Source organism: Acinetobacter sp. JADD-222 (assembly GCF_049310645.1).
This window is the reverse complement of the sequence record NZ_JBMOWI010000004.1, coordinates 89,153-104,753: the sequence shown is the minus strand read 5'-3', so window position 1 is coordinate 104,753 and position 15,601 is coordinate 89,153. Positions and strand designations below refer to the sequence as shown.

8 protein-coding genes are annotated in these 15,601 nt (G+C 40.1%); all 8 read left to right on the top strand.

All coding sequences use genetic code 11. The features are described from left to right. Positions 1 to 16 precede the first annotated feature (16 nt). The 8 genes from ACO6UW_RS05480 to ACO6UW_RS05445 all read left to right on the top strand — a co-directional run bounded on the left by ACO6UW_RS05480 (position 17) and on the right by ACO6UW_RS05445 (position 15,545). The gene (locus ACO6UW_RS05480) at positions 17 to 3,985 is read left to right on the top strand and encodes a tape measure protein (RefSeq protein WP_348891927.1); all 3,969 of its coding nucleotides are present in this window, start codon (positions 17 to 19) and stop codon (positions 3,983 to 3,985) included. Positions 3,986 to 4,103: 118 nt separating this feature from the next. Beyond that, the gene (locus tag ACO6UW_RS05475) at positions 4,104 to 4,445 is read left to right on the top strand and encodes a phage tail protein (RefSeq protein ID WP_348891928.1); all 342 of its coding nucleotides are present in this window, start codon (positions 4,104 to 4,106) and stop codon (positions 4,443 to 4,445) included. A gap of 57 nt (positions 4,446 to 4,502) precedes the next feature. After that, positions 4,503 to 4,859 carry a hypothetical protein gene (locus tag ACO6UW_RS05470; protein ID WP_086335786.1) on the top strand — a complete coding sequence of 119 codons (357 nt, stop codon included), beginning with the start codon at positions 4,503 to 4,505 and terminating at the stop codon, positions 4,857 to 4,859. Between the two features lie 9 nt (positions 4,860 to 4,868). Next, positions 4,869 to 5,567 (top strand): phage minor tail protein L, encoded by a 699-nt coding sequence (locus tag ACO6UW_RS05465; protein WP_348891930.1) that lies wholly within the window; start codon positions 4,869 to 4,871, stop codon positions 5,565 to 5,567. Positions 5,568 to 5,573: 6 nt separating this feature from the next. Next, positions 5,574 to 6,329: a C40 family peptidase gene (locus ACO6UW_RS05460; protein ID WP_348891931.1), complete on the top strand. Its 756-nt coding sequence runs from the start codon at positions 5,574 to 5,576 to the stop codon at positions 6,327 to 6,329. Continuing rightward, a complete protein-coding gene (locus ACO6UW_RS05455; protein ID WP_348891933.1) occupies positions 6,313 to 6,984 on the top strand; it encodes a tail assembly protein in 672 nt (223 codons plus the stop codon). The genes ACO6UW_RS05460 and ACO6UW_RS05455 overlap by 17 nt, the downstream gene beginning before the upstream one ends. Positions 6,985 to 7,044: 60 nt before the next feature. Continuing rightward, positions 7,045 to 15,006 carry a TipJ family phage tail tip protein gene (gene gpJ / locus ACO6UW_RS05450; protein ID WP_348891934.1) on the top strand — a complete coding sequence of 2,654 codons (7,962 nt, stop codon included), beginning with the start codon at positions 7,045 to 7,047 and terminating at the stop codon, positions 15,004 to 15,006. Beyond that, positions 15,003 to 15,545 carry a DUF4376 domain-containing protein gene (locus tag ACO6UW_RS05445; RefSeq protein WP_005070349.1) on the top strand — a complete coding sequence of 181 codons (543 nt, stop codon included), beginning with the start codon at positions 15,003 to 15,005 and terminating at the stop codon, positions 15,543 to 15,545. Before gpJ ends, ACO6UW_RS05445 begins: the two co-directional genes overlap by 4 nt. The last annotated feature ends 56 nt before the right edge of the window (positions 15,546 to 15,601 follow it).

Genomic DNA, 15,601 nt, shown 5'->3' with positions numbered 1-15,601 from the left:
TAGAGGAAAGTTAAAGATGACTCAAGAATCACGTTTAGTCATTACTATTGATTCAAGAAATGCGGAACGAAACGCAAGAAATCTAGGCAATGAACTAGACAGCATAGAAAAGAAAGGTGATTTCGCAACAAAGTCAATGGATGGTTTATCTGTTGCAACAAGAGCACTGGCTGGACACATGGCAGGGCTTGTAACTATCGGTGCTGCTATCTCTAAAATGGATGAATACACAGGATTACAGAACCGACTTAAATTAGTTACCAGCAATCAAATAGAACTTAATAAGGCGACTGAAGACACCTTCAGAATTGCGCAAAAAACTTATTCTGCTTGGGATTCGGTTTTGCAGGTTTACCAACGCTTTAGCGACAATGCCAAAACACTTAATTTAAATATGGATGAAACTGCTCGCTTAACTGAGACAGTATCAAAAGCTGTGGCTATTAGCGGAGCAAGTGCAGCAGCTGCAGATGCTGCACTTGTTCAATTTGGACAAGCCCTAGCAAGCGGAACACTTCGCGGTGAAGAACTTAACTCTGTAATGGAACAAACACCTGCTTTAGCTAAAGCAATCGCTCAGGGTATGGGCATTACTGTAGGAGAGTTACGATCAGTAGCTGCTGAAGGAAAAATTACTTCTAAGGAAATTGTTAAAGCACTTAAAAATGTCCAAGATGATGTTGATGCTCTATTTGCAAAAACGGATATTACTATTGGCCAATCTCTCACCCTTTTAAATAATGAAATTACAAAGTTCGTAGGTGAATCTGGTAAAGGGAGTGGAGCAGCTCAAGTTTTAGCTGACTCAGTGCAGCTACTAGCCTCAAATTTAGAATTAATTTCAAATGGTGCAATGGTTTTAGGGATTGGTTATTTAACTAAAGCTATAGCTGCGAAGAGTGTTGCTGTTTATGCAGATGTTGCGGCTACTGCTGCAAATGTTAAAGCAAGTAAGGAAAAAGCTATAGCAGATGCTTTAGAGGCTTCGGCAGCCGTTAAAAATGCACAAGCACAAGTTGTAAGCTCTCAAGCTACCTTACAAGTATTAGCAGCTGAAAAAGCATTAGAAGTCGAGAGACTCAAAGCACAAATGAATGCAGTTGGCCGTACTCAGTCTATTACACGTATGGCTGAATTGAAAAAGGTAGAAGCTCAAGTTACACGTGAACTTGCAGCTGCAGAGACTGCGCTTGCAGCAGCACAAACAAAAGCCAATGCTACAAAGGTTACAGCATTATCAACTTTAGGAAAATTAGGTTCAGGAGCATTGGGATTAGTAGGTGGACCAATCGGTGCACTTGCTTTAGGTGTAACAGCATTATCCGCTACCTATGTTTATTTTAAAGATAAAGCAGAGGAGGCTAATAAGAAGCTCGAGGAGCAAGCGGACGTTGCCAATAGATCTGCAACAGAATTAAAAAATTTACAGGGTCAGGCCAGAACGAAAGCGATTGATGATTTAACTACTGCATTTAAAGCTCAGAATGATCAGCTTGAAAAAATGGAATTACGTGTCGGTTCAGCACTTATTGATATACAAAACTATGCACAAGGAAATGTGGAAGTAACACGTATTTCGAATGAGGCTCGCCTAGGTACAATTAGTTATAAAGAGGCATTACAACAATTATCAAAACAAAATCTACCTCCAAACTTGAGAAAAGCCCTTGAGGAACAAATTGAAAAATATAAGGAAGCGTATGATAAAGCCGATAAAACAAAAACGGCCATTAAGCTTTTCGGTAAAGAAGTTGAATTAACAGGCAACAAGGCTCAAAACGCAGCTTTAGAACAACAAAAACATGCTGATGCAATCAAAAATACCAAACAAGCAGCAGATGATGCTCAAAAGTCACTAAAGAAAATGTATGAAGATAAGTTGTTTGATACGCAATTTGTTGAAAAGGTGATGAAGCGAGGATTTACTGAAGCCCAAGCCAACGATCTTCTGAAAGTTTATAAAGATTCGATTGCCAAAGGTTTAAAAGGAGCTGATCTAGAGACTATTAATCTGCAAAAAGCGATTTGGAAATCTGAGGAATCCATTAAAGCGCAAACGGATGCAAGAACAGAGTCAATTCGTGAACAAAATAAGGAGTTAAAAAATCAGCAAAAAATTATGGCCGTGAATGAAAAAGTCCAATCATTATCTAAGAAATATAATATTTCAGAAAAGGCTGCTGCTGCTGGTATTCCACAAGGCTTGATTGAAGGCATGATTATGCAGGAAAGCAGAGGTGATACTTATCGTAAAGGCAAATTATTAACATCACCAGTTGGTGCTCAAGGTTTGGCACAATTTATGCCAGCCACAGCCAAACAGTATGGTGTAGATGTTACAAGCGAAGAATCTAGCATTAATGGAATGATCAAGTATGTTTCAGACCTTCTTAAGCAGTTTGGCGGAGATGTAAACAAGGCCATTATGGCTTACAACGCTGGTCCAGGTAATGTAAAAAGCGGTAAGGCATATGGATTTAAAGAAACTAAGCAATATCTTGCAAATGTAAAATCTTATACAGCTGGAGCAAATGGTTTTGATACGAGAGGGGTATCAGAGAAAGATTTTGATTCATATCTCAATCAGTTCCTGAAAACTCAGGAAGAAGCTGAGAACTTAAGAAATCAGTATCTTGATAAAGATACGCTTGCTGAAAAAGAGCACTTAAAAACTCTTAGTGACTTAAAACTGCATTTTAAGGGTGAAGAATTAAAAAGTTTAACTGCAAAAGAAGTTAATCGTTTTAATGCCCAGAAACAACTCAACGCTCAGCAACTAGAATATGAACTTAATGAATATAAGCTGAATGAAGTTCAAAAACTTGAGATGCAAAAGCAAACTAAATTGCTGCAAATTAAGGCATCAAAAGAATATTCTGATACTGAAAAAGAAATTCGCAGCAAGGCTGTAACAGCCATGTTTGATTATGAAATTGCGGAATATCGCAAACTTCAAAAGCAAAAGCTCGATGAATATCAAAAAGCGATGTATGAGCAGGCGTCTATCGCTCAAGCCGAGGCTTTAAACTTAAAAGCTAAGAAGACACTCACACCCGACCAACTTGATTCATGGAACTTACAAAATCAATATAGCGATGAAATGCAGAAGGCAAATGAATCTTATTCTTCTACAGCTAAATCAATCTCTGAAGATAAAACTATTGTGGATGAAGAGAAGCGTTTTCAAGCTTTATTAGATGCTGAAGAAATATTTCGCCAGCAAAAATATGCAATTAATGAAAAATATACGCTTATGGAGCAAGACCTACAGAAATCTGCAAGAGAACGAGAAATCGAAGGTTACGGGCAATTGATGTCTCAAGCTTCTACGGTTTGGGGAAATATGACCGCAATGGTCAGAGAGTCAGCTGGAGAGCAAAGTGGCGCTTATAAAGCAATGTTCTTGGTTCAGCAAGGGATTGCAATAGCGCAAGGTATTATTAGTACCGAATTAGCAGCAGCCAAAGCTTTAGAACTAGGACCAATTCTAGGTATTCCAGCTGCCGCCGTTGTGCGTGGTTTGGGCTATGCCTCTGTAGGCTTAATTGCAGCACAGACTATCGCTGGATTCTCTGATGGCGGCTATACAGGAAATGGGCTTAAACATACTCCAGCTGGAGTAGTACATAAGGGCGAAGTTGTATGGTCGCAAGAAGACATTAAAAGATGGGGTGGGGTGAGCGTTGTCGAATCTATGCGGACAAGCTCACCTGGTGGCTATGCTAACGGCGGGTACGTATCTAATAATCAATCTGATGCGATTGCTACGAGAAGGGAGTCTAGACAATTTGATGCGATTAATTCCAACCAGACGCAATCCAGTTCAAATGAAACCCCAATTACTGTCTATGTCACTGTAAGCGCTGATGGTTCTAGTAAAACTGAGACTCAGAATGATTCTAAAGAGTTAGGCCAGATGATTGGAAATGCTGTAAGAACTGTAATCCGTCAAGAACAGAGACAGGGCGGTTTATTGTCAAAGTAGGGCTCGAACTAGTTTCCACTTTTTCGTTATTTACGGTATAGTTTTATTAATCTGGTCATACTTTAGATATGGCTATTAAAAGCTCGCTTAACGCGGGCTTTTTTTGTGAGAAAAATTTATGAGTGATCTTATATTCACTTTTGAATGTGACCTAGATGGTAATAACCAAACGCAACGCTTTAATACGTTATCAACCAAATTTGGTGATGGATATGAGCAAACTGCATCAGTTGGTCTAAACAATAGATCTGGTGAATGGACTTATCAACGCACAGCTTATAAAGCTGAAATTATGCAAATTAAAGCTTTTTTTGATGCCCACAAGGGTGCTAATTCCTTTTTATGGAATTCGCCGTTGGATGGGCAAGTGCGTGTAAAAACTGTTGATTATCAACATACGTGTATGGGTGGTGATGTCTGGAGGATTTCCACAACCTTCACCCAAGTTTTCCAACCTTAATATTTTTACTCAACAGCTCCTATTAGGAGCTATTTTTTTGCTTATAGGAGCAAACCCATGGCTGTTAAAACTTTAGATCTTGCTGAAGCTTTTTTTGTTGGCGAATTGCGTGCTCAGTTGTTTGATGCTCGTAGTTTTGGTAACGATTTGCCCGCTGGTAAAATTGAAACGCTGACTATTAATTATGATAAACCTTCTAATTCAGTGGGTATCGTAGTTACACCTGGAGGCGGTACCAATGGAAGCATGACTTTACTTGATGCTGATATTACCAGATGGGTAATACAGGCAATTCAAAATGCTGGGTATTTATATGGCGTAACAGTTAATTCATTAAATATGAAATATGACTTAGCTACGAAAAAAATTAGCGTTGAATATACTCCTGTCGCGGAAGCTCCAGCTCAAGCTTAAGGAGTATCTATGACTTTACAAAGTGATTTTCAAAAACTTGAACCAGGTGGATTAGTTCACCTGTATGAATTAGATGCCAGTTCCTACGGAATTGGCATTTTGCGTTTTCATGGTCATCAACAAGAAGGAAGCATTTTTTGGCAGGGTGAAGAGTTTGAAGCAATTAGCTTAGAAGTCTCTGGCCTAGAAATGCGGTCGGACGGTAAAGCTTCTGCTCCAACTTTAACGATCGCAAATAACATCGGTGGAATACAGGGGGCAATTTCAGCTTACTGTCTTCAATGCAAAGATTTTGTTGGGGCAAAGCTTAAAGTAATAACTACCCTTGCCAAATATCTCGATGCTAAAAATTTCCCTGAAGGTAACCCTACAGCGTCGAATGAAGCTAAAGAACAGAAATGGTATATCGAGCAAAAGACATCTGAAAATGCTCAGCAAGTAACTTTTGAGCTTTCAAATCCAATTGATTTTGAAGGTTTAAAAATACCTGTTCGTCAAATCACTTCTTTATGCCATTGGTGCACCATGGGCAAATATCGGGGCGAAGAGTGCGGCTATACAGGAACTGCCATGTTTACTGATAAAGATGAGCAAACTGATGATCCAGCTTTAGATCGATGTGGTGGAAGGCTCCGATCATGCCGTGTGCGTTTCGGAGAAAACAAACCATTGCCTTTCGGCGGTTTCCCAGCATCAAGTCTTATGTGAGAACTTATGAAATTAACGGCAAAGATTAAAAAAGCAATCATGACACATGCTGATGAATGCTATCCACAAGAATGCTGCGGCGTGATCGTTGGTAAAGAGTATATCCGTTGCCGCAATATTTCTGATAATGCGGATCAATTTGAAATTCATCCCGAAGATTTAACTTTGGCAGAAGACCAGGGGGAAATCAAAGCTTATGTGCATTCGCATCCTGATGGCACTACTCGAGCAACTGATCTTGATTTAGTTCAAATCGAATTACATAAAAAACCGTGGGTAATCTGTTCTTATCCAGATCTAGATTTCGCTATTTATGAACCATGTGGATATCTAACGCCTTTAATTGGGCGAAATTATTACCATGGCTGGCAAGATTGTTATGCACTTATACGCGATTTTTATAGTCGAGAGTTGGGTATTGAGCTCATGGATTTTGAGAGAAAAGATGCCTGGTGGGAAGAAAGTGATCACCCTTCACTTTACCTAGAAAACTACGAGAAAGCAGGGTTCTATGAAGTAGATACTCCTCAATATGGCGATATGTTAATTTGCCGTGTAGGGCGTACAGAGCATCCAAATCATGCACTTGTTTGGCTAGGAGATAATGGAAAATTAAAGTCAGAAGAGGCAGAAAACTGCATAGGTTCAACTCTAATTCTTCATCATCCTTATAACCGAAAGTCAGTGCGAGAAATTTATGGTCAGCAATGGCTTGAACGTACAGTTAAAATCTTGAGGCATAGAGATGTTAAAAACAATTAAATTGTATGGCGTACTTGGACAACAGTTTGGTCGTGAATTTAAGCTCGATGTGGCAAATACACGTGAAGCTATGCGTGCCTTATCTGTACAAATTGCAGGGTTCGAGAAGTTTATGCTGCATGCCCACGAGCAAGGCTTGCGGTTTGCCGTATTTCTTAAAAGTAAAAATTCAAATAATAAACGCGGCAAGAAAAGCCCATCAATCTATGACCATGAAACTAAGCGACTCATTACTGGAGACAATATCGGTGAAGAGCAGCTTGATATGAATACCGAAGCTGATGTTATTCATGTAGTACCTCGTGTTGTAGGTGCTGGGGGTAATGGGGCATTACAAACCATTATTGGGGCTGTCATGGTTGTTGTTGGTGTGGTTGTTGGGGTGTTTGCTGGCTGGACTGGTGTTGGCGCAGTTGTAGCACAAGGTCTGATTGGAGCTGGTATCGGGATGATGTTGGGTGGTATTGCAATGATGCTGATGCCTAAAGTCGATAATACCCAAGACCAAAACCAAGATGGGAATAAAGCCAATAAAGGTTTTGGCGGCGCTGTAACAACAGTTGCCCAGGGAAATCCAGTTCCTGTTCTTTATGGCCAACGTGAGGTTGGTGGGTTCATTGTGAGTGCTGGCCAATATCCAGAAGACCAATTGTAAAAAATTAAATGTTTTCCAAGGCGCTTTTAAGCGCCTTTTTTATTGCGCGAGATTTTTGTTATGGCGATTGTAAAAGGCGCGAAAAAAGGTAAAGACGAAGCACGGCAACCAATAATTGCCTCAGATTCTGCACAATCCAAAACCTATATCAATATATTATATGGTTTAGCAGAGGGTGAGGTCGAGGGATTAGCGAATGGATATCAATCAATTTCTCTTGAAGAGACTCCGCTTCAGGATGCAAATGGAAATCTCAATTTTTCAAATGTAAAAGTAGATTTCCGAAAGGGTACTAATGACCAAGATTACATAGAAGGCTTCCCCTCAGTAGATAGTGAATCAGCTGTTGATGTTGAATTAAAGTCAGGAACTCCTTGGGTACGTGCATTTAACAATATCGATCTTGATGCTTTACGTATTCGGTTTAAGTGGGGTCCACTACGCAAACAAGATGCCACTACAGGGGATGTTAGTGGTCTAACAATTGAATACGCTATTGATCTTCAAACTGATGGCGGAACGTGGACAGAAGTTTTAAAAACAAAAATATCAGACAAAACTTCTGCAAATTATGAACGGGCTCATCGTATTGATTTACCTAAAGCTGATACTGGTTGGCTCATCCGTGTTCGCCGTCTTACGCCTAATTCAACATCTGAATATGTCAGCGACAAGATGTATATCGAGGCTATTACTGAAGTAGTCGATGTAAAACTACGCTACCCAAATACAGCTTTACTTGGCATTCGATACGATGCTGAAACTTTTGGGAATGTTGCAAAAGTTGCTGTTGATTTGAAAGGTACCTTAATTTTGGTACCCACAAATTATAACACTCAAACCCGACAATATACGGGAATGTGGGATGGTACCTTTAAGCGAGCCTATACAAATAACCCCGCATGGATTTACTACGATTTATGTACAAATGATCGGTATGGCCTTGGGAGTCGTTTAACTCCTTTTATGATTGATAAATGGTCTTTGTACCGTTTAGCTCAATATTGCGACCAGACAGTTTCTGATGGGGTTGGTGGCCAAGAACCACGTTTTACTTGTAACGTTTATCTGCAAAGTGCTGAAGAAGCTTTTAGCATTTTAATGAAGTTAGCTGGTGTATTTCGTGCGATTGCTTATTGGGATGGTAATAGCATCAATTGTGATGCAGACATTCCCCAAGATACATATTTCACCTATAGCCGAGCTAACGTAATCGGTGGAGTATTTGAATACTCTGGTACTCGTGCACGTGATCGTCACAACGTAGTTAAGGTTGCCTGGGATAACCCAGCAAATCACTACAAAACCGAGTACGAATATGTACGTGATGAGAAGGCAATTGCTGAGGCTGGCCAAGTACGCATTCTTGAATTAGATGCGTGGGGATGTACTTCTCGTGGCCAGGCTCAACGTGCAGGCCACTGGGCTTTAAAATCCGAGCAAAAGGAGACTCGTACAGTTTCGTTTAAAGTCGGTTTAGATGGGCATATTCCACTGCCAGGAAGAGTAATTGAAATTGCGGATGAACTGTTTGCAGGACGTGCTAATGGCGGACGTGTATCTAAAATTTCTGCTGATCTCAAAAGCATAACCATTGATCGAGATGACGTTATTGCTAAAGCTGGTGATCGTCTGGTTATCAATGGCGAAAATGGCAAAGCACAAACGCGAATTGTTCAGTCGATCTCTGGTCGGGTTATCACAGTAACACTTCCGTTCGATGAGAATTCAATTGCTGTACAAAACGTATGGGTTCTTGATGCTCAAGATTTAGCGACAATGAAGTTCCGTGTTATTTCAATCTCACAAGATGAAAAACACCAGTTCAGTATTACAGCACTCCAATATAACCCTCAAAAATTTGATGAAATTGATAACGGTGCATTCTTTGAAGAAGCACCTATATCAATAGTCAATCCTTCAACTCAAGAACCAGTCAAAGATGTTTTGATTACGACCGAAAGTCGTGTTGATCAAGGTATTAATGTCACCACAATGATTGTGTCATGGACACAAGCAAAAGGTGCTGTTAAGTATCTTGTTGAGTGGCGAAAAGATGATGGTTCGTGGATTCGTTTACCATTAACTGGTAATAATTCAGTCGAGGTACCTGGTGTTTATTCAGGTCAATATCAAGCTCGTGTTACAGCAATTTCTGCTTTTGAAATCGCATCTTTACCGGTTACATCTTCCTTAACTGAAATTACTGGAAAGCAGGGATTACCGCCGAAAATAGCTTTTATACGTGCCACAGGTATTTTGTTTGGAATGAAGCTTGATTGGGGATTCCCTCCAACAGGTGCAAAAGATACAGCTTATACCGAAATTGAAGTTTCACCTGATGGCATCAACAATATTGCTCAATTAGGATTGTTTGCATATCCGACTACCACTACCACAATCCAAGGTTTACAACCTAATCTTAGACAGTTTTATCGCGGTCGATTAATTGACCGGATTGGCAATGTTGGTCCTTGGTCTGAATGGGTCAATGGTACGACCACAGCAGATCCGGAAGCGGTTCTTGATCTTATTTCTGGTCATATTAATGAGAGTGATCTTGCCCAAGAGCTTCAAGGTAAAATTGAAAATTCAGTCGATGTATCTGAAGCAGCCCAAGCTGCAGCAAATAATGCCCAAGCTGTTGCTAGTAGCGCCCAAACTGCAGCTAACAATGCCCAGGCTGTGGCCTCTGAAGCTAAGACGGCGGCCTCGAGTGCTCAATCGGCAGCAACCTCTGCTCAAACACAAGCTTCTTCAGCCCAAAAAATAGCAAATGATGCGAGTGTTATAGCGACCAATGCTAAAAATACAGCGAATAATGCATCAACAGCAGCATCTAAAGTAGCAAGTGATTTAATCACTTCTACAAATCTGTTAAATCAAAAGATTGCAGATGAGAGTTCTACTCGTATCGCTGCAATTTCTAATTTGAATGATGGATTAACAACTGAAACTACTCAGCGCAAGTCTGAAGATGCGGCCCTGTTAAGCAACATTGAAACTTATAAATCAAGCACCAATGGCACTTTATCAAGTTTGCAGACTCAGATTACGACAAATGCTACAAATACAAGTGCCAATGCTACGCAAATTAACGCGCTAGATTCACGTTTAACTACGAATGAATCAAAGACGAATACAGCTATTTCATCTGCGGCCACAGCTCAAACAACTGCAAACACAGCAGTAAGCAAGGCTGATGCAGCTTCGATGTCAATCAATACGCTAAAAAGCACTTTAAGAGTACAAGCAGACGCGCTCAATATTGATCCTCATTTTGTATCTGGTTTGGAATATTACACAATTGCTGAAACACCGGCAGGTAACTCTGTTACGCACGGCGCTTACGGTGAGAATGGGTCACTTGGTATTCGTGTAATTAAGTCAAATACAGATACATCTGCTGGAACAAATACAAACGTCAATACAAACCGGACAGATGGTTTTTTCTTAAAAGCTAATAATACGTATCGGGCAATTGTTAGATGTAAGTTGATATCAGGCACGGGAAGTATTCTTGGTCGTTTTCACAGAAAATCTGATAATGCTGTTCTTGCGTCTGCGACACTATCTGTGACATCAACATCGGCTTATGTCGATTTAATTTATACATATAAACCGACATCAGATGTTCTTGTGTATTTCGGAACATGGGTCATGGCATCTGGTACGATTGATTATGATTCGATTAGTATCATTAATGCTACGGATGCGGTTGCTTCTGACGCCAATGCATCGGCTATCACAAATCTAGCCAGTCGTGTGACAAATGCCGAAGGGACTCTAACAAGTCAAGGCAGCTCAATTACGCAACTGAATAATAATATTGTAAGTATCAACGGAACGCTTGCAAGTAAAGCGGATGCATCTACTTTAAGTTCTTTGGCTAACCGTGTGACTACAACTGAGGGCAATATATCATCTCAGGGAGGTGCTATTACATCCCTTCAAAATAACGTTTCTACAATTAATAATGCGCTTGCATCAAAAGCAGATTCAATCGCCTTATCCGCCCTAGATAGCCGAGTAACTACTACCGAGGGGACTATTACAAGTCAAGGCGCGTCTATCGCATCTTTACAGAATTCATTGAGCAGTGTGGGTGTAAACTTAGTTGCTTTGGCAGATCAGTTAAAAACTGTATCAATGGCCGCAACTACGGGTGAAAGCTATATCACATGGTCTTTAACTGATCCTGCACTTAAGCCAGACACTTATTACACTTTGTCTTTTTGGGCAGTGCGAACCGCAAATGTTAAGAGCGTTGAATCATTCTTAATTGCTAGTAATGGTGCACATCACAAATCAACTTATGTGACAGTTGGAACAACGAATCTTGTTCGATATTCAGTAACATTTAAAACTAGTGCGGATGCAGTAGGCGTTACCTATTCCCTACGTTTTGATCTTAACGGTTCTAGTGATGGCAATAATGCGACATTAACAATTCAAAAGCCTCAATTAGAAGAAGGCCAAGTTGCAACTTACTGGAAACCATCTACTTATGATAAAGCAGATGCTAGTGCGTTAAGCACGCTTCAGAACACAGTTACACAACAAGGAAATACCCTAACATCAAACAGTAGTGCTATCACTTCGCTGCAAAACAGTGTTACTAACATTAATAACGCTTTAACGTCAAAAGCGGATGCAAGTGCGGTTAGTAGTATTGATTCAAAAGTGACAACTATTGACGGTAAAGTAACGTCAAATACTGCAAATATTACTTCGCTGAATAACTCGATCACGAATGGGAGTCTTAACTTAGTCTATAACACCCTTTACAACGACTTAAGTAATATCACAGCGAATGGTAATCATAGTATTGCAGTGGATAGCGCAACTTATGCCCGATCTAGAGTTTTAAAAGTAACAGCTAGTGGTGCTGGGCAAGATGGTGTGCATCAAATCTTAATGACCACATCAGTTGTTCCAGTGGCGAGTTCTAATGAACCACTTGTCTTATCGTTTTTTGCAAAAGCTGATGCTGCATTATCTGTAAAAATTCAATTATTCGGTGGTATCGGTTCCCAAAATATTGCACTAACAACTACATGGACAAAGTACACAATTACAACTTTAAGAAAGTCAGCATCACATGTTGATACTACTAATTTGTATATGTTATTGCTTGCCGCAGGCGTTGCATATTTTACAAATGTTCAATTAGAAAGAGGGACAATCGCAACCGCATATTCAGCAGCTTCTACTGAAACAGGTAATTTAATTGCTGCAAATGCTTCTGCACTTTCATCTTTAAGTTCCACAGTTACTCAGCAGGGAAATACGTTAACAAGTCAAGGTAACTCCCTTACTTCACTCAATAACAGTGTAGCAACAGCGCAAAAAACAGCTAATGATGCAGTATCCGCAGCAGATGCAGCACAGAAGACAGCGAATACAAAAGCCGATGCTTCGGCATTGGAGGCATTGTCTAACACTGTGACATCACAAGGTAATACTATATCTTCTCAAGGAAGTGCAATTACCTCTCTGAACAATAGTGTTAATACAATTAATAACGCTCTGGCATCAAAAGCAGATTCAAGTGCTATTACAGCTTTAGATAGTCGTGTAACAGCTACAGAAAATGGTCTAACTACAACCAACAGCAACATCACAAGTTTGCAGTCTGCTATTCAGTCAAAAGGTGATGCGCTAAATTTAGACCCAAATTTTAGAGAGGGCTTGAAGTTCATTGCCGTAAGTGAGCTTGCAACAGGTAACTCAATTGTTGCTGGTAATTACGGTGAAGGTGGGGGTACTGGCTTACGAGTAACTAAATCAAATGATGCCGGTACCTCTGGTACCAACCCAACGGTAAGAACACCGACCTCGGGGATGTGGTTAAAAGCAGGGCGAACTTACCAAGCAACTGTAAGGGCACGTAAGGTATCTGGAACCGCAGGTTTATTGCTGCGCTGGATTAGAACAGGTGATAACGCCACATTAGCAGTAAAACAAGTAACAGCAACAGATACAACCAATTTTGTTGATTTCTCTTTAGATTATGCACCAACCTCAGATGTATTCGCATGGTTTGGTGTATGGATGTATCCAAACGCTGGGGTTGTTGATTATTCTTCTATTCGCTTGGTAGATAAAACGGCATCTTTAGAAAATGCTGCAACAGCATCAGCCGTTTCTTCACTAACCTCCCGTGTCGCAAGTGCAGAAGGTACGATTACAAGCCAAGGGAACAGCATTGTTTCTTTAAATAATAGTGTTTCAAATATTAATGGCGCTTTAGCTACGAAAGCAGATAACGCTGCATTATCAAGTTTGGATTCCAGAGTCACCGCGACGGAGAACTCTATTACAAGCCAAGGTAACCAGATCACCAGTTTGCAGGCAGGTTTAAGCGCCGCGGCAGTAATTGGTGCAAACTTATTAAGTAATACGGCTGCTCCGAACTCTGCGAATCAACCAAAAACAAGCGATGGTACAGCTTCTGCCCAAGGATTTTCGACAAATTTCAATATTGATTCTTACTTTACTGTTAACGATGCGAGTGTAGAACGCTACTACCGTATGACCTCACCAGTCAACGCTACCAGTGTTTTACGCGCAAGCACTACTTACACAATTAGTGCAGATGTGCGTGGTGCTGCATTGCCAGTGCGCTGGCGGATTATTGCCCAAGTTGGCGGCGCTTGGAGTGATATTGCTGTTAAATCAATGAGCGGTATCAGCAATAATCAATACACTCGACAAAGTTGCACATTCACAGTTCCAGCAAATGCAACAAGCCTCATTATGTCTTTTCAGTCTGATTCAACTACAGTTGGAAACGCATTGGCTATAAGACGCATGAAGTTGGAACAAGGGAATGTTGCAACACTGTGGGAGCAACCAATTGGCGAAATTGCAACTTCAAAAGCTTTATCTTCACTTGATACTCGAGTTACGAATGCTGAAGGGACCATTTCTAGCCAAAGCAATTCAATTACACAATTGAATAACAGTGTATCGAATATTAATGGTGTCCTTGCAAGTAAAGCCGATGCTTCTGCGCTCAGTTCATTGGATTCTAAAGTTTCTGTTATTGATGGCAAAGTTTCAACTCAAGCATCGAGTATTACTACTTTGCAAACTACTGTTGGTGGAAATACAGCTGCAATTCAACAGGTAACTGAAAGCGTTGATGGTGTTAAAGCTCAGCAATATTTAAAAATGGATGTGAATGGGCATTTAGCAGGTCATGGTTCAATGAATGATGGTACCACGTCAACATTCATTTTCAATTACGATACTATCCAGTTCGGCGCGCCAGTTGGAGTCGATGGTGTAACTCCTAAGCCTATAATGTCGCTATTAAATACGCCACTAACTCTACCGAATGGAACAGTAATTCCAAGAGGTTTATATGTAGATTCTGGTAGCTTTGGCTATATTAATGCAAATAGAATCTGGGCAGAAAATCTAAGCACCATTAGCGCTGATTTAGGTGATATTGAAGTTGATAATGCTCACATTAAAAACGGAGCAATAGACACTTTAAAAATCCAAGATGAAGCCGTTACTGTCCCTTCCGGGGTAATTAATCAAACAGAGCGTAAATTTTATTTCGCTGTTTCTAATTCAATGGCAGGTTCAGTTGGTTATACACAAGATTTAGTTACTCTTAATGTGCAAACGCAAGGAGGTAAACTAAGGATTGATGGATCGTTTGTGTTTGACTGTAAGGTCAGGATCACACAATATCCATCCTCCTACGACATTTTGAAATGTGTGACGCTAGCTTGTCGGGTATTAGTAAATGGTACTGTTGCGTACACTCAGGAAATATACCCAACATTTTATGATGGGAGCAGTACAATCCGGTTTATTGGAGTTACTGCGACACCCGTTTATATCCTACCTGCTTCCACTGGTACAAAAACAATAGTGCTTCAGTTGGCCTATATCACTAAATATTCCAATATTTATTATGGTTCATTTGAAGCTCAAGGTGGCTTTGCCGAAACTCCTACAATAGTCACCATGTCATCTTTATCAACATTGGAGCTTAAAAAGTGACGGTATTAGTTTCAAAGAATGGTGAAGTTATTGGACATATTTTTGGTAATGAAGAGATGATCAAGCTGAATACTCCTGAGGGATGTATCGCTTTAGATGATCCTCCTTGTCCAAATATGTTTTTTCAAGAAGGAAAGTGGATAAATATTCCCACTCAGCCCTCGCCATATCATATCTTCGATTATGAAACTAAGAAGTGGGTCGATAATCGAACTTTAGAAGATGCAAAAAGGCATAAATGGGAGCAAATCAAGCAGATTCGGGATCAGTATGAGTTTGGCGGATTTGAGTTTGAAAATAAGCTTTATGATTCAGACTCTAATTCTCAACTAAGAATCGCTACTGCAGCTTTGCTCGGTGTACCAGTTGAGTGGACTTTAAAAGACAATTCAGTTGTTAATCTTAGTCCTGATCAATTGATTGACTTAAAAACCGCGCTTGCAGTGCACATTAATAACATTCATGAGAGAGGGCGTATTGCACGACAGAAAATTGAAACTGCTTTGACATATGAAGAAATTGAAGCAGTAAATTTCTAATTTAAAAATTTCAATGAGAGCACCCAATCGGGTGTTTTTTTTATTTCTGGAGTAAT

Bases quoted from the DNA above. Each gene is read 5' to 3' on its own strand.
- ACO6UW_RS05480 (WP_348891927.1), top strand. From the start codon at position 17: ATGACTCAAGAATCACGTTTAGTCATTACTATTGATTCAAGAAATGCG.
- ACO6UW_RS05475 (WP_348891928.1), top strand. From the start codon at position 4,104: ATGAGTGATCTTATATTCACTTTTGAATGTGACCTAGATGGTAATAAC.
- ACO6UW_RS05470 (WP_086335786.1), top strand. From the start codon at position 4,503: ATGGCTGTTAAAACTTTAGATCTTGCTGAAGCTTTTTTTGTTGGCGAA.
- ACO6UW_RS05465 (WP_348891930.1), top strand. From the start codon at position 4,869: ATGACTTTACAAAGTGATTTTCAAAAACTTGAACCAGGTGGATTAGTT.
- ACO6UW_RS05460 (WP_348891931.1), top strand. From the start codon at position 5,574: ATGAAATTAACGGCAAAGATTAAAAAAGCAATCATGACACATGCTGAT.
- ACO6UW_RS05455 (WP_348891933.1), top strand. From the start codon at position 6,313: ATGTTAAAAACAATTAAATTGTATGGCGTACTTGGACAACAGTTTGGT.
- gpJ (WP_348891934.1), top strand. From the start codon at position 7,045: ATGGCGATTGTAAAAGGCGCGAAAAAAGGTAAAGACGAAGCACGGCAA.